The organism is Pseudoalteromonas sp. MBR-15, from assembly GCF_053628915.1.
Genome location: NZ_JBRJHH010000008.1, coordinates 53,844 through 69,381 on the forward strand (window position 1 = coordinate 53,844; position 15,538 = coordinate 69,381).

Here is a 15,538-nt window from a genome sequence, read left to right on the forward strand (position 1 = left end):
AACACGGCAACTAAAATAATCAGCATAAGTGATATCAATAATGCCTCAACACGATGCAATTTTTCGTAAAAAAACAGAGTCGGAACAACTAAAGAATATTATTGCCACGAAACTAGCCCGCGCTGTGTATGCAGGGTTTGAGGCCATGTTTGCAGAGTTTTTGAATATCACTTTAGGGGCACAAAGTCGGTTTGAACAACGTCAATGGCATCAAGTGCAAACAGCAATGAAGTTACGGTTACAGGTTTACGAAGGCCAAGTAAAAAAAGTAAGTGAAGCTGTAAAGATCATAGCTTACAGCGAAGTTAACGATCCTGCTCTGTGGTTATTAGCAAAACAAATTTATGCAGAAATGGTGAAAAATCACGAAAACCAGCCTATTGCACATACGTTTTTCAACTCGACATTTGGGGCTATTTGGGACTCACGTAAAATCCGTAATGTTCATTTGTTTGTTTTAAAGGCACGGTACCGCTTAGGGCCTCGTCCGTTTGATTCTCTGGTAAGTCGGATCTCGTTACAAAGTGGTTTTGAAAATGCGATAAAAACCCTTGTGAGTCGTCATGTATTTCGCTCCGATTATGCACATTTCACTGATGATATTGACATTTTGCAGCGTACTTTAATCGCAGGAGCAAAAAAACAGTGCCCACAGGTTTATGAGCTGTTAGCACTGAATGATGGGTATATCGAATACGCTAATTCATTATTTTTCAGAAATAAAGCGTGTTACATCATTGGGCGATGCATTGCTAAAAATGGTGATAATATGCCGTTTGCCATAGCCTTACTAAATAGTGAAAAAGGGCTGCACATTGATGCTGTCATGATGGGTGCCGATCAACTTAGTCTGCTATTTGGGTTTGCGCGAACCTACTTTATGGTCGACACCGACCAACCTGCGCGTTACGTTGATTACCTCAGCGTGCTGATGCCCCATAAGCAACGTTTTGAGTTATTTAACGCGATAGGATTTATCAAGCATGCCAAAACCGAGTTTTATCGCTATAAAGTTGATACCACTAAAAATAGCCCTCCTGATGATAAATACATTATTGCTCCAGGTACGCCTGGCATGGTGATGTTGGTATTTACGACACCTGGCTCTGATTATGTGTACAAAGTGATTAAAGATAAATTTAGCGCACCAAAAACCGCCACTAAACAACATGTCATGGCGAAATACGACTTTGTAAAGCAAGCCGATCGCGTGGGGCGCTTGGTTGATACCCATGAATTTCGTTATTTAGCGTTTGATTTAAGTCGATTTAGTGAAGAATTACTCACTACGATGCAGCGCCAAATTGGCGACAGTTTAATTATATCGGGTAATGCGCTTATTTTGCGTCATGTGTATGTTGAACGGAAAATGACACCGCTTAATTTATATATTAATCAGTGTGATGAACGAAAACTTGAACTTGTTATGATTGATTATGGTAAAGCAATCAAAGAGCTGGCAGGTGCAAATATCTTTCCAGGCGATATGTTGATGAAGAACTTTGGTGTGACCCGCTGGGGAAGAGTGGTGTTTTATGATTACGATGAAATTTGCCCGATGACGGCGTGTCAATTTCGAGAGTTACCAAAAAGTGCTGACTCGTTAGAAGAGTTAAGCAGCGAGAGTTACTTTGATATTGCTGAAAACGATGTGTTTCCGAGCCAATTCAAGGTATTTTTCAGTGCAAATAAAACGGCATTTTCATTTTTTAATGCTGTGCATCACGACATTTTCAGTGTTGCTATGTGGCAGCGACTGCAAGCGGCTATTAATGAGGGACAATTATTGGATGTGTATCCGTATAAACAATCGTGGCGATTTAGTGAAATGAGAGCAAAACAGGGGTGAAAAAATCTCAACCACGTAGTCCTTCATCAGGATCCGGTATTGGCGTATGCTAATACGAACAATTAAGGGAGTACACTATGCTAAAAATATTCGGCATTTCAAGTTTGTTGCTAGCCTCATTCGCGAATGCGAACCCGCTGGTGGGGAGTTGGCAGTTTGTTGAAGGAAAGTATGCGACAAAGGAAGGGTATGTTACGGCAAAAGCACCCGAATTAACCTCGGTAAAGCTAATTACCGATACTCATTTTAGTTATATTACGCAGAAAAATGGCAATTTTCATTATGCGGGTGGCGGCAAATATGTTTTGCAAGACCAGCAATTTATCGAGACTTTTTCTTATGGTAATGTGCCTTCATTACAAGGTAAAACCATGGCATTTGATTACAAAGTAGACGGTGATTTATGGCATCATACTTTATATGAAAATGGTAAATTGGTGGAAGCTGAAATCTGGCAGCGAATTAAATAGAAGGTGTTATGCGTTATATTAAGCACGAAAATTCACAGTTAACGTTTGCAGAAATTGAAAAGCCGAATATTAAACACGATGAGGTACTGATTAAGGTCGCCGCAATAGGCGTTAATCGTGCTGACTGTTTACAAAGGCAAGATAAATACCCACCTCCTAAAGGCGACAGTGAGATTTTAGGTCTAGAGTGTGCTGGCACTGTCGTCGCACAAGGGGAAAACGTTGAGGTTGATTGGCTTAATAAACCCGTTTTTACTTTGTGTGCCGGAGGCGCATACAGTGAGTATGTTGCGGTAGATGCAGCACAGGTGATGCCGCTTGCTGACTCAATGAGTATGGCTGAAGGGGCTGCGGTGAGTGAAGTTTATCTCACTGCATTTTCGGCGTTATTTCAATTTGGCAAGCTTGAAGCTGGGCAAACTGCACTTATACACGCTGGTGCAAGTGGTGTGGGTGGTGCCGCTATTCAAATGGCAAAAGCTATTGGGGCTCAGGTAGTCATTACTGCGGGGAGCGATGAAAAATGCGCGCATGCAAAAAAGTTGGGTGCCGATCACTGTATAAATTATAAAACCACCGACTTTGTGGAGTATATGAAGACACATCAGTTACAAGCAAATACAATTGTCGACCCCGTTGCAGGGCATTATTTAAATAAAAATGCTGCTGTTGCTGCAATGGATTGCCAAATTGTGATGTTGGCATTTTTAGATGCGCGCTTTGCTGAGGTTGATTTCGCACGTTTGCTGAGTAAACGTATTTCATTTCATGCTTCTACACTTAGAAACCGCTCTATTGCTTTTAAACGTGAACTAAAAGCACAGTTTATAGCTCGCTTTTATGGCGAACTCGCTGCGGGTAAATTTGACTTTAATATATATAAAACCCTGCATTGGCAGGATGCAACTGAGGCTCACCGCATTTTAGATAATAATGAAAATTCGGGTAAAGTGGTGCTACTGGTTGAATAACGAAAAATTGCCCACATTATTGAGCTTATTAGCAGTAAATTAATCAAGGTTAGTATGAACCCAATTATCGCAATGCTGAAAGAGCATAACGTGAGTGACGAAAAAGTACGTGAGCTTTTTCAAGCATTTATGGAAAACCCAATGATGGCTATGGGCTTAGTTCAGCAACTCGGGATCCCGCCCGAAAAACTTCAACAACTGATGGCGTTGGTTATGACACAACCCCATTTAATAAAAGAAGCGGCTGAGTCAGTAGGTATCAGTAATGACGAAGTTGAACAAGCGAAAGCACAGTTTAAAAATCAACAGTCTTAAATAGAATAAAAAAGGTTAGCTGCATGCTAACCTTTTTTATTGCAAGCGTGCTATTGATAAGAAAAAACGTCATCGAGTTTCTTATCAAACAATTGAGCAATCTTAAAAGCCACTTCAAGTGAAGGGGAATATTTGCCTTTTTCAATGGCGACAATTGTTTGTCTTGAAACACCGACGGCTTCGGCCAGAGCTTGCTGCGTCATTTCATTGTGATGAAATCGTAATTCTCGAATAGTATTACTGAGCTGTTTTTTCATTAGCTGTCTCTTCGATAGAAATACACCTTACTGGCTGTCGTGATAATCTCACTGATCAAAAAGCCTATAATGAGGTAGTGCATTATATTATATAAATCTGAAACTTCAGGTAATAACATGCGACCAGATACACGCTCTATTTGAGTGGCTAAAAATACACACATTAAAATAATTGCTGAAGTTAACCAATGGCCAAGCTTAGCGCTTTTAAGTTCAATGAGTTTATCGCGCTCATCATCACCTAAATCTGCTTCTTTGTGCTTAATGCCTGCAAGCACTGATTGCATAATAATTTCGAGTATCACCGCAGTAATTACGACCTTATATAAGTAAGAAACCATTGTATCTTGGCTTAGGTTTCCGTTTGTTTGTAATGAGTTAATACCAGTAAGGTAATAAATTAACAAACCAATAGTCACTCCCAACGTGCCCCAAATTGTCAGTTCTTTGTAGCTCATCTTTTATCATCCAGTGTAAAAAATATTTGACTTGGTGTTAAGTTAACTACTCATTGTTGATTGTGTCAAATATTTTTAACACCATGTATGATATTTTTATCTTTGAAGTATTTCGTTACATTTAGCTAAGAACTAATTTGAACGGCAAAGACTCTTAATGAAACTAACAACAGAAGGAACGAATATGAATTGGCTTGCTAACGTATGGAAAAATAACCGTTCATTGATTGTATTCATCTGCTTAATGAGTGTATTTAGGAGTGCTGTTGCTGATTGGTATGAAGTACCCACAGGGTCTATGAAACCGACAATTGTTGAGGGAGACCGTATTTTAACCGATAAAATGGCCTATGATTTACGGTTACCATTTAGTCATATCTCACTGGCGCGCCTTGATGAGCCAAAAGCGGGCGATATCATTGTATTTGATTCAACTGCTGCTAATAACCGCTTAGTCAAACGTGTGATTGCAGTGCCGGGTGATACGGTTACGTTAGTTGATAATAAATTGATTATTAATGGTCAAGCACTTGATTACTCGCTAGTGGATGATGAAGCAGGGCAGCAAACGTATTTAGAAAATCTTGCGGGTATTAAACATGCAATTCAGGTGTCGAAGACCCCCTCTGTGATGCAGCATTTTGCGCCAGTGGTTATCCCTGCAGATATGTATTTAGCGATGGGAGATAACCGTGATAACAGTGCAGACTCGCGTGTAATCGGTTTAGTGCCGCGTAGTGAGCTGTTAGGAAAAGCAAAAAGGGTGCTGGTGTCGCTTGATTATGATGATCATTACTTACCCCGCAAAGAGCGGTTTCTTAAAGATTTATATTTAGCACCCTGAAGATGAAATAGTTAAGTGTGAGTAAGCGTCAGATAAAAATTGGCTATTTATCGTTTTGTGTCTCAATATTGACTACATGAAAAATGATACGTCTAAATAAGGAATAATCAATGACGGACAGCAAACGATTTAAGCCTTTTATTGTTTACTTTTTATTGATGAGTTTTGTTGGGTTAGTTGCATGTGGTTCGAGTTCAAAGACTGAAAACCCAATCGCAACCGAGCCTGACAGCTCACTTCCTAATAATAGCACCGACATTGTTGATAATAGCGCAAGTGCTGATTATAACATTATCATTTATGGCAATAGTCATAGCGCAAAACTTGCGACCTTGCTTGAGCAGTTAATTTCGAGTGAGTTAAGTAATAGTCAGGTTGCGACCCTCACGGTGAGTGGCCGTTTTTTGGATGAAATAGTGAATTCACCCGGGAATATCGAAAAGCTAAAACAAAACAAGTGGAGTCATGCGATTTTTCAAGGGCAAAAGTATTCTCAATCGGGATCTGTAAATTATTCTACGGCAGAAACCGAGCGTCTAATTGCGAATGCAAAAGTGCTGGGAATCACGCCAATTCTATTCCCTGAACACCCACAAAGGGGGGATAGCAAAGAAGGTGAAGCGGTTTATAAGTTACATTTATCCATTAGTGATAAAGAAACGAGCTGTGTTGCGCCCATCGGTTTAGTGTGGGACAAAGCGATAGCAAGATTACCAGAAGTGAATTTATACCATAGTGACGGTAATCATGCCTCGGATGCTGGGCATTTGCTAACTGCGATGACCTTTTATGAAATTATTACCGGAGAGCTTGCCGATACGCTTTCTTACAGCGCCTCTTTCCCTATTACTGAGCAACAGCACCAAGTATTTGGCCAAATTATTACCCAAGTATTAACCGAACACCCCGCATGCCCAAAAACATAAATGCCGAATATAAAAAAACCGTTGTGTTTGCACACAACGGTTTTTTTACAATAAGGTTTTACCTTACATGACACGCATGCCTGGCTCTGAACCCTCATCAGGGTTAAGAATATAGATTTCTTTGCCGCCAGGGCCTGCTGCTAACACCATGCCTTCAGACATACCAAAACGCATCTTACGTGGTTTAAGGTTCGCTACCATAACGGTCAGCTTGCCTTCGATGTCTTCAGGCGCATACGCAGATTTAATACCGGCGAATACCTGGCGAGTTTCGCCACCTAAATCTAACGTCAATTTTAATAATTTATCAGCACCTTCAACGTGTTCTGCTTTTGCAATTTTCGCTACACGTAAATCAACTTTAGCAAAATCATCAAATTCGATTTCAGGGCTGATTGGCTCTTTCGCTAATGGGCTATTAGGATCAATCTTGTCTTTTTCAGCGACGAGGCTTTCTTTTGATTCTTCAATCATTTTATTTACTTTATCCATTTCAACGCGTTGCATTAACGGTTTAAACTTATTAATAGCATGACCCACAAGTGCTGTTTGCACACCTTGCCATGTTAATGCGTCATTTAAAAAGGCTTCAACATTGGCAGCCATTCCTGGTAAAACAGGCTTTAAGTAGGTGATAAGCACACGGAACATATTGAGGCCAAGTGAGCACACGTCATGCGCTTCTTGTTGTTTTGCTTCGTCTTTAATTAACACCCAAGGAGCTTTAGCATCAATAAATTGGTTGGCTTTGTCTGCAAGCGCCATAATTTCACGAATAGCACGGCTATAGTCACGATTCTCGTAATGATTAGCAATGCTGTCTGATGCCGCTTGGAATTCACTTAGTAACGCTTCATCCATCACTGTGTCGCTTAGTTTCCCGTCAAATTTCTTGGTGATGAAACTAGCACAACGGCTTGCAATATTGACCACTTTACCAACCAGATCTGAATTTACACGCAGGGCAAAATCTTCAAGGTTTAAATCTAAATCAGTAATACCGTTGTTAAGTTTTGCCGCGTAATAGTAGCGGAGATATTCAGGGTCTAAATTATCTAGATAAGTACGTGCCTTTACAAAAGTGCCTTTAGATTTAGACATTTTTGCGCCATTTACGGTGACAAAGCCGTGAGCGAATACATTCGTTGGTTTTCTGAAGTTTGCCCCTTCTAACATGGCAGGCCAGAATAAACTGTGGAAGTAAATGATGTCTTTACCGATAAAGTGGTAAAGTTCGGCTTCTGAGTCTTCACGCCAGAACGCATCAAAGTCGATGCCTTTCTTGTCACATAGGTTCTTAAAGCTGGCCATGTAACCGATGGGTGCATCTAGCCATACGTAGAAGTATTTGCCTGGAGCACCTGGGATTTCAAAGCCAAAGTAAGGTGCATCACGACTGATATCCCACTGCTGCAGGCCATCTGCAAACCATTCGTCTAACTTGTTAGCCATTTCTTGTTGGATAGTGCCAGAGTGTAACCACTCTTTTAGCATGTCTTCAAAGGCTGGCAAGTCAAAGAAGTAGTGCTCAGAGTCTTTTAACACAGGCTCCGCACCCGACATGACAGAACGTGGATTGATAAGTTCAGTTGGGCTGTATGTTGCACCGCATGCGTCACAGCTATCACCGTTTTGATCTTCAGACTTACACGTTGGGCAAGTACCTGTTACAAAACGGTCAGGTAAGAAAATGCCTTTTTCTGGATCAAAAAGCTGAGAAATAGTGTGCTTCTTAATGTGGCCCGCATCATTTAAGCGGTTATAAATAAGCTCGCTTAACTGCTTGTTTTCTTCGCTGTGAGTACTGTGATAGTTATCAAATTCTATGTTGAAATCAGCAAAGTCGCGTTGGCGTTCTACACTGACATTTTTAACCATTTCCTCTGGCGTGATCCCTTGTTTCTGCGCATTAAGCATAATGGGGGTGCCGTGAGCATCATCTGCGCACACGTAATAGGTCTCATGACCTTGTTGCTTTTGAAAACGCGCCCAAATATCAGTTTGGATGTATTCTAATAAATGACCTAAGTGAGTCGGGCCATTGGCATAAGGTAATGCGCTAGTAATCAGGATCTTTCGCTGTGCCATAATCATTCCGAATTGAGGATAGTTCGTTGCAAAAATGCATGAATATCATTATTTAATTCATTGCGAGTTGCCTATATACAAAACAACGCAATGATATTATCTAATTGTCTGGTTTTAATGCCTTGAATGTTACATAATTCCGAAGCACTTTTCATCAAAGAAACGCTATTTTATTGCTATGTTTGGACTGTCAAAATTATTCTCTGGTAAATCGGCTGAAAAAGAACCGCTACTTGATGCGTTAGCTGCTTATAGAAGCAGCGCATTTGCGATTGGGATTGAAGCCCAATGGGTAAAAGAAATAACAATAAATACCGACAAAAGCTTTAAGGTTAAGCTGGAATTACCCTTTGCTGGCAAGGGAGAATTAGCACAAATCGAAGAGTTTGTTAGCAATAAGCTCTCAACATCGGTGAGCATCGACGCCGAGGTGTCATTACCCAACCAATGCTGCTTTAAGCAGATTAAGCAGATTGTACTTGTTGCATCTGGCAAAGGGGGAGTGGGTAAGTCGACAACGGCTGTGAATCTTGCCTCAGCACTTGAGCAAGAGGGAGCTAAAGTGGGGATTTTAGATGCTGACATTTATGGCCCATCGATCCCTTTACTTTTAGGTCTGCAGGGTGCTGAGCCTAAAACACTGGATAATAAAAACTTATTACCATTTGAAGCACATAATTTGAAAGCGCAATCAATTGGTTTCTTAGTGCCGAGTGATGATGCAACAGTGTGGCGAGGCCCTATGGCATCGGGGGCGCTTAATCAACTTATGAATGAGACCGATTGGGGTGAACTTGATTACCTCATCGTTGATATGCCGCCCGGCACCGGTGATATTCAACTAACCATGAGTCAAAAAGTACCTGCTAGTGGCGCTGTAATTATTACAACACCGCAAGATTTAGCCCTAGCTGATGCACAAAAGGGGATTGCTATGTTTAATAAGGTCAATATTCCAGTATTGGGTCTTATTGAGAACATGAGTTACTTTTTATGTGGTCATTGCGGCGAACCCAATCATGTATTTGGCAAAGATGGCGCTGTAAAATTAGCCCACCGCCATGGTGTGCCTGTATTAGCCAACATCCCTCTTGCGATTGAAATACGTGAAAGCTCGGAGCAAGGGCAGGTAATTTCTCGAGATAATGCAGCATCAATCAGCGCTACCTACAAAAATGCTGCACGTGTCCTAGCCAGCAGCTTGCATTACCAGCAAACACAAAATAGTTCGGTAGAAATACTGATAACAGAAGATTAAACACAGAAAAAAATGTTAATTTCTTGTTGTTTATTACTCATTGTGACAATGAGGTATTTGTGTTTTTGTGCTTAATCAGTGCATTTACTGCCCTTTAGAGTGTTTTCTGTCTACTTAAAAGACACAAATGTTCGATTTTTGTTAATATTTTATTGACCTTTTTACAACCCTGACATACGCTTTTGTAAGCGCTTACATTGTTTGGCTTTTTATTTGTCCTTAAATGTAAGCGCTTACAATTGGCTGATTAAAAAAATACTTATACCGATCAGCTGAGTACTAACAAACACTCATGTTAGGGTTCAATGTAATGAACAGAATTAAAACACACATAACACAACTTGCGATGGCGCTTTCTGTAGCGACATTAGCTGGCTGCGGTGGCTCTGCCACAGAAACAAAAATCGACACTATCAACCCAAGTGAACCCACTTCTGATTGGGTGATGATATGGGAGGATGACTTTAATGGCGATTCAATTGACGATGGTAAATGGAACTTCGAAGTTGATTGTGCCGGTGGGGGTAATAACGAAAAACAATGTTACACCGACAACAAAGATAATGCTTTTGTTGAAAATGGCATTCTAAATATTGTTGCACTGCCCGCAGAGGAAGGTGCGACTAAACCGTATACCTCAGCACGTCTAAATACTCGCTATAAAGCTGATTTTAAATACGGACGCTTTGAAATGCGCGCTAAACTGCCAAGTGGTCAAGGTGCATGGCCTGCCTTTTGGATGATGCCCACAGACGAAGTATACGGCGGTTGGCCCCGCTCTGGTGAAATTGACATTGTTGAAGCCGTGAACCTTAAAGTGCCTACCGATGATGGTCTAGAATCAAACATCTACGGAACATTGCATTATGGTAAAGAGTGGCCAAATAACGATCAAAGCGGCAAAGCGTATACCTTTGATCAGGCGTCAAACCCTGCAGATGACTTCCATACCTATGCAATAGAATGGCAAGAGGGAGAAATTCGCTGGTATGTTGATGACTACCTCTACGCGACTCAGCGAAAGTCTGAACTGCTTTATAACGCCAGCGGCGAAGCGCTAGCGCTAAAGCATAAAGGATGGTATTCAGAATATTTCGACCAAACAACGGGTGAACTAACGACATTTTGGGATGCTTCACCCTATGATCAAGAGTTTTACTTGATATTAAACTTTGCAGTTGGTGGTGATTGGCCAGAAAACGTTAATGCGACGGGCATAGATACGAGTGCATTCGAAAATGGTCAAGCGTTCGAAATTGATTATGTACGAGTTTATGAGTGTGCTCAAAATCCAGACACGGGTAAAGGCTGTGAAACTGTCCGCCCAGGGTATGACAGCGTAGAAGGTGCACTGGTAGAAGGTGCTGCACCAGCCCCGACGCCGCCAAGCGATGGCACGGTTACGCCGCTTACCATTTTTGATGGTAGCTTCAATCCAAATTGGCCTGCATGGGATTGCTGTGGTGGTTCTACACCCGCCCTTGTTGAAGATGTAGAGCGTGGCGAAGTAGTTGAGTTTAATATTGGTGCGCAGCCAACAGTGAATGGATTTATTAGTCGTGAAGCCTTTATCACTGACGAAAATGGTGTTGCTTCACCTTATGATGCAAGTGCTATGTTGGAGGATGGTTACGTACGATTTGATATGCAAATCATGTCATTACCTGCCACGCCAGATGCTCCTTGGCTTTTTAAAATAGAAAGTGACGAGGGCAGTTCTGCAGTCGAAATGAACCTTAACATGAGTGCTGAAGGTGCTGAACCAGTCGTCGGTGAATGGCAAACCTTCACCTTTCCACTGCAAGCACTTGCAGATGAAGGATTAAATGTGTCACTTATTGATGTCATCATGATCTTCCCTGCATGGGGTCAAGGTGAGGGTGCAGTTTATCGTGTTGATAATGTTGAAATTACAAACGGCGCATCGACCTCTTTACCTTCATTAACGTTATTCACAGATGAAACGAACATTGACTGGCCGTTGTGGGATTGTTGTGGTGGCTCAACGCCAATTGAAGTCATGGATGATGAGGCTCACGGGGTAACAGCAGAGTTTTCTATCGGTGCTCAACCGACAGTTATGGGCTTTATCAACCGGACATCATCAGGTGGTAGTGGTTCACAATTTGATGCGACAGCGCTTGTGGACGAGGGGATGTTGCAGTTCGAAATGAAAGTGATATCTCTGTCGAGCACACCAGAGGCAGCGTGGTTGCTAAAAGTTGAATCAGACAACGGTACAACCGCTGTGGAGGTTAATCTGAACACCAGTGTTGAGGGGGTTGACCCTGTTGCGGGTGAATGGCAAACCTATACTTTCCCTATTAGTACGTTGCTGCAAGCAGGCTTAGATGTCAGCGCTATTGATGTGATCATGATTTTCCCTGCTTGGGGTCAAGGTGAAGGGGCTGTATATCGTGTAGATAATGCACGTATTTATGCACCAGAACCACAGTCTGATCTCACATTATTTGCTGATAATGTCGCTGAGCAATGGAGTATTTGGGATTGCTGCGCAGGCAGTACACCAACAGTTGAAACGGATGATGAAGCGCATGGTGCTGTAGCTGAGTTTAAAATAGGTGCAACAGCTACTGTTATGGGCTTTTTAGCTGCTGATGGCGTGAGTTTTGATGCTTCTCATATGGTTTCTGAAGGGGTTGTTCGTTTTGAAATGAAACTGGTTTCAAATGCCAGCAATCAAGATGCGCAGTGGTTGTTCAAAATCGAATCGAATGATGCAGGTCAAGCTGTTGAGCTTGCGCTAAGTGCAAGCCAAGAAGGCGTCGAGCCTGTGGTCGGGGAATGGCAAACTTACACCTATACATTGTCTGACTTGCTCAGTGCAGGTCTTGATATTAGTGCAATAGACGTTGTCATGGTATTTCCCTCGTGGGGCATGGGAGAAGGTGCGGTCTATCGTATTGATAATGCCGTGATTACAAACCCATAATTTCATCTGACAACAGGCTAGGGTGCACACAAAACAGCACCCATTTTACATGACAATTTTTTGCAAAAGCAGGTAATCATGAAAAGCACAAAATTAATTAAAACACCTCTTGCAGCATCAATCGCAATGATCCTGACAACAGGGTTTGGCAATCTCTCAATGGCGTATGCTCAAGATGAGCAACAGCAAGTTGATAACGAAATCGAAGTCATCGAGATTAAAGGTATTCGTGGCAGTATGATCCGTGCCATGGACATGAAACGAGACGCAACGGGAGTGATTGATGCCATCTCAGCAGAAGAAATGGGTAAATTTCCCGACACCAATTTGGCCGAGTCATTACAACGTATAACGGGTGTTTCTGTCAGCCGCTCGAATGGCGAGGGGAGTGAAATCACAGTACGGGGATTTGGCCCTGAGTTTAATCTTATCATGTTAAACGGACGTCAAATGCCGGGGACGGGTTATACCCGCTCTTACGCACTTGAAAATATTGCCGCAGATGGTGTCAGTGCGCTCGAAGTGGCTAAGTCAGGTCAAGCTGATGTGCCAAGTGGGGGCTTGGGGGCGACGGTCAATATTATCACGACTCGCCCATTGAATAGCCCTGGTGAAAAATTTAGTTCCTCAATTAAGGCTATTCACGATTCGTCAAACGAGGCAGGTGATGATGTAACTCCTGAGTTTTCTGCCATGTACAGTAATACCTACGCTGAAGATTCTGTTGGTTTTGCGGTATCGTTTTCTCATCAAGAGCGTGATTTTCAACAGCAAAATGCCAATATTCAGGGTTGGCAAGCCAATGTCGATTTACCGACGCTAGATGAGGGGGCATTTATCGACCCGCGTGCAGTCGACAGCGAAGGTAAACGTGTTGGTAATCATTTCTTCCCGAAAGATATGAACTACAGCATTGCGGATGCAGAACGTGAACGTACAAATGGTCAAGTGACTTTGCAGTATGCGCCCATTGATAACTTTGTTGCTACGCTTGATTACACAGCAAGCCGAGCAATCACAGGCGTTAATACCGTTGGTTGGGGTATCTGGAACGAGTTCGGTGGTAACATCAATCGCTATGAGCTGGATGAAAACGGTACTGCATTATTCGCTGATATTAGTGGCAACGATGGCTCATTCACAGCAAATCGAGAAACCACTGAAGTTAAAGCACGCTCAATTGGTTTAAACCTAGAGTGGCAAATTAACAATGAATGGGAAGTAGAGTTCGACTACCACGACTCTAAAAATGAAATAGACAACGGTGCTGATGACGGATTAGGTTCATCGGGGCAAATCATCCTCGGTTCAGATCAATTGCGTAGTAAGGTTTACGATTACCGTACAGGTGAGATCCCGCATGCTTACGTTAATTGGAACAACGGGACTACGGTACTAGACCCAAGCGAGATTGACTCAAATTTCAGCCAGTTTATTTACTCTCCGGGTGAGTCGAACGTTGAGCAAGCGCAGTTGCATACACATTGGTTTAATGAGCGTTTTGAAATCCCATTGGTAAAAGTGAAATTTGGTGCAGCACATACAAAACAAACCATGGGTGGGTTCACTGCATGGAGTGGTTTGCGAGGGGGTCCTGGCTTTAATCCATCATTCACAGAAATCTTTCCTGATGGCATGTTCACCTACAAGGAAACGGGTGACATGTTAGATCAATTTGAGGGGGGAGGCAGTGATTTACAACCGAACTATTACTATACCTACAGTTTTGAAGAGGCTTTAGCCCGGCAACTCGCTTACTTAAACGAAGATCTTTTAGGTGATAACTACTATTCAATCGATCCCTTTTTCGATGGCATTGACAGTGAAAGTTATGTTGAAGAGAAAACGCAAAGCGTCTACGTGAATACGTTGTGGGAATTTGATGTCGCTAATCACTTTGTACAAATTAATGCTGGGCTTCGCTATGAAGAAACAGATGTCACCAGCACGGTACGCCAACGTGTTGAACAACAAGTGAATTGGGTGAGTGAATCAGAGTGGATCATGCAATATGAAGCTGGCGGCACCGATAACTTTTACCAAGAACAAGGCAATTATGATATTTGGTTACCTAATATTGATGTAAAAGTAGAGTTAACCGATGAACTCGTTGGCCGTGTTTCGTGGGGTAAAACGATGGCTCGAGCTCCTTTGGGCGATTTAGCGGGTGGACGCAGCCTGACCGGCAGTCCAAAACCGGGTGCTCGCACGGGTGGGCAAGGTAACACGAACCTGTTGCCATTTGAGTCTACAAACTTGGATGTGTCTATTGAATATTACTACGGCGAAGGTAGCTATGCGTCTGTTGGTTACTTTAAAAAAGACGTGGATAACTTTATTCAACGTCAAATCACTGAAACGACAATCGATGGCCTTTACGATATTTTAGACGGGCCGCGTTATCAAGAAGCCATTGCGGCTATTGAAGCGCGTAATGAGCAAGTCACAAGCAAAGCCATTTTTAACGAAATGATTGCCCTTGGCTATGGTAATGCTGATGGTGAAATAGAACCAAGTAGTTCAGACCCGTTAATAGTGTGGAATATTACCCAGCCGCAAAACACGGACAGTAAGTCAGTTGATGGTGTAGAGGTTGCGATACAGCACTTGTTTGGTGAAAGCGGCTTTGGCTTAGGTGTGAACGCGACATTTGTTGATGGTGATGTTGAATTTGACGTAGACAGCCTAACACAACAGTCGCCACTACCAGGTTTGAGTAATTCTGCAAACTTCCAAGCTTTCTATGACAAAGACGGTTTGTCGGTAAAAGTGACCTACGCATGGCGTGACGCTTACTTGATTGGTGTTGGTCAATCACAAGGCTCAGCGGATGCACCACCACAGTTTGGTGACACATTCGGGCAGTGGGACTTAAGCGTAAACTACGATATAAACGAAAACATGACGGTGTTCTTTGAGGGAATTAACCTCAATAATGAAACCGAGCGCGGTTATGGCCGTTACGAAGAGCAGTTTTTGTTTGCTCGTCAATACGGCGCTCGTTACGCAATTGGTGCACGCTACAGATTTTAAACAACACGTTATCTCCCAAGACATGAAAGCCGCTCTCTGAGCGGCTTATTTACTATTTTGCGCACTAAGATCGCGAGAGTACGAACTCGTTAACGTATTTGAAGGTTCATATTTTC

At 42.4% G+C, this 15,538-nt stretch carries 12 protein-coding genes; 9 read left to right on the plus strand and 3 right to left on the minus strand.

Annotated elements, in window-relative coordinates:
• Positions 1 to 40: 40 nt before the first annotated feature.
• From aceK to ACSSVW_RS12155, 4 genes are all read left to right on the plus strand, one after another.
• Positions 41 to 1,849 (plus strand): bifunctional isocitrate dehydrogenase kinase/phosphatase, encoded by a 1,809-nt coding sequence (aceK, locus tag ACSSVW_RS12140; RefSeq protein ID WP_454179409.1) that lies wholly within the window; start codon positions 41 to 43, stop codon positions 1,847 to 1,849.
• A gap of 77 nt (positions 1,850 to 1,926) precedes the next feature.
• Positions 1,927 to 2,319: a hypothetical protein gene (locus ACSSVW_RS12145; RefSeq protein WP_036968957.1), complete on the plus strand. Its 393-nt coding sequence runs from the start codon at positions 1,927 to 1,929 to the stop codon at positions 2,317 to 2,319.
• A gap of 8 nt (positions 2,320 to 2,327) precedes the next feature.
• Positions 2,328 to 3,290, plus strand: coding sequence for a zinc-binding dehydrogenase (locus tag ACSSVW_RS12150; RefSeq protein ID WP_036968955.1), 963 nt, complete (start codon positions 2,328 to 2,330; stop codon positions 3,288 to 3,290).
• Between the two features lie 54 nt (positions 3,291 to 3,344).
• Positions 3,345 to 3,605 carry a DUF2999 family protein gene (locus tag ACSSVW_RS12155; RefSeq protein WP_036968953.1) on the plus strand — a complete coding sequence of 87 codons (261 nt, stop codon included), beginning with the start codon at positions 3,345 to 3,347 and terminating at the stop codon, positions 3,603 to 3,605.
• A gap of 50 nt (positions 3,606 to 3,655) precedes the next feature.
• On the opposite strand, the gene ACSSVW_RS12160 is transcribed toward ACSSVW_RS12155, so the two are convergent.
• On the minus strand, positions 3,656 to 3,862 hold the full coding sequence (locus ACSSVW_RS12160) for a helix-turn-helix transcriptional regulator (protein WP_036968951.1): 207 nt from the start codon (positions 3,860 to 3,862) through the stop codon (positions 3,656 to 3,658).
• Positions 3,862 to 4,320, minus strand: a complete 459-nt coding sequence (locus ACSSVW_RS12165) for a hypothetical protein (protein WP_036968948.1) — start codon at positions 4,318 to 4,320, stop codon at positions 3,862 to 3,864. Before ACSSVW_RS12165 ends, ACSSVW_RS12160 begins: the two co-directional genes overlap by 1 nt.
• 184 nt (positions 4,321 to 4,504) lie before the next feature.
• On the opposite strand from ACSSVW_RS12165, the gene lepB reads away from it, so the two are divergent.
• Together lepB and ACSSVW_RS12175 are read left to right on the plus strand one after the other, a co-directional pair.
• Positions 4,505 to 5,164 (plus strand): signal peptidase I, encoded by a 660-nt coding sequence (gene lepB / locus ACSSVW_RS12170; RefSeq protein WP_454179454.1) that lies wholly within the window; start codon positions 4,505 to 4,507, stop codon positions 5,162 to 5,164.
• Positions 5,165 to 5,274: 110 nt separating this feature from the next.
• Entirely contained in the window at positions 5,275 to 6,090 is an 816-nt protein-coding gene (locus ACSSVW_RS12175; protein ID WP_257473692.1) for a hypothetical protein, read from the plus strand.
• 63 nt (positions 6,091 to 6,153) lie between these two features.
• Here ACSSVW_RS12175 and metG read toward each other — a convergent pair whose 3' ends face one another.
• The gene (gene metG / locus ACSSVW_RS12180) at positions 6,154 to 8,178 is read right to left on the minus strand and encodes a methionine--tRNA ligase (protein ID WP_036968946.1); all 2,025 of its coding nucleotides are present in this window, start codon (positions 8,176 to 8,178) and stop codon (positions 6,154 to 6,156) included.
• Between the two features lie 178 nt (positions 8,179 to 8,356).
• Between metG and apbC the strand changes: the two genes are divergently transcribed.
• The 3 genes from apbC (at position 8,357) to ACSSVW_RS12195 (ending at position 15,422) form a co-directional block, all read left to right on the plus strand.
• Positions 8,357 to 9,436 carry an iron-sulfur cluster carrier protein ApbC gene (gene apbC / locus ACSSVW_RS12185; protein WP_454179410.1) on the plus strand — a complete coding sequence of 360 codons (1,080 nt, stop codon included), beginning with the start codon at positions 8,357 to 8,359 and terminating at the stop codon, positions 9,434 to 9,436.
• 310 nt (positions 9,437 to 9,746) lie between these two features.
• Positions 9,747 to 12,389 carry a glycoside hydrolase family 16 protein gene (locus ACSSVW_RS12190; RefSeq protein WP_454179411.1) on the plus strand — a complete coding sequence of 881 codons (2,643 nt, stop codon included), beginning with the start codon at positions 9,747 to 9,749 and terminating at the stop codon, positions 12,387 to 12,389.
• Between the two features lie 126 nt (positions 12,390 to 12,515).
• A complete protein-coding gene (locus ACSSVW_RS12195) occupies positions 12,516 to 15,422 on the plus strand; it encodes a TonB-dependent receptor (protein ID WP_454179455.1) in 2,907 nt (968 codons plus the stop codon).
• Positions 15,423 to 15,538: the final 116 nt, after the last annotated feature.

What these genes read in the sequence shown, in the direction of transcription:
- aceK (WP_454179409.1), top strand. Translation starts at nt 41, where the DNA reads ATGCCTCAACACGATGCAATTTTTCGTAAAAAAACAGAGTCGGAACAA.
- ACSSVW_RS12145 (WP_036968957.1), top strand. Translation starts at nt 1,927, where the DNA reads ATGCTAAAAATATTCGGCATTTCAAGTTTGTTGCTAGCCTCATTCGCG.
- ACSSVW_RS12150 (WP_036968955.1), top strand. Translation starts at nt 2,328, where the DNA reads ATGCGTTATATTAAGCACGAAAATTCACAGTTAACGTTTGCAGAAATT.
- ACSSVW_RS12155 (WP_036968953.1), top strand. Translation starts at nt 3,345, where the DNA reads ATGAACCCAATTATCGCAATGCTGAAAGAGCATAACGTGAGTGACGAA.
- ACSSVW_RS12160 (WP_036968951.1), bottom strand. Translation starts at nt 3,862, where the DNA reads ATGAAAAAACAGCTCAGTAATACTATTCGAGAATTACGATTTCATCAC.
- ACSSVW_RS12165 (WP_036968948.1), bottom strand. Translation starts at nt 4,320, where the DNA reads ATGAGCTACAAAGAACTGACAATTTGGGGCACGTTGGGAGTGACTATT.
- lepB (WP_454179454.1), top strand. Translation starts at nt 4,505, where the DNA reads ATGAATTGGCTTGCTAACGTATGGAAAAATAACCGTTCATTGATTGTA.
- ACSSVW_RS12175 (WP_257473692.1), top strand. Translation starts at nt 5,275, where the DNA reads ATGACGGACAGCAAACGATTTAAGCCTTTTATTGTTTACTTTTTATTG.
- metG (WP_036968946.1), bottom strand. Translation starts at nt 8,178, where the DNA reads ATGGCACAGCGAAAGATCCTGATTACTAGCGCATTACCTTATGCCAAT.
- apbC (WP_454179410.1), top strand. Translation starts at nt 8,357, where the DNA reads ATGTTTGGACTGTCAAAATTATTCTCTGGTAAATCGGCTGAAAAAGAA.
- ACSSVW_RS12190 (WP_454179411.1), top strand. Translation starts at nt 9,747, where the DNA reads ATGAACAGAATTAAAACACACATAACACAACTTGCGATGGCGCTTTCT.
- ACSSVW_RS12195 (WP_454179455.1), top strand. Translation starts at nt 12,516, where the DNA reads ATGATCCTGACAACAGGGTTTGGCAATCTCTCAATGGCGTATGCTCAA.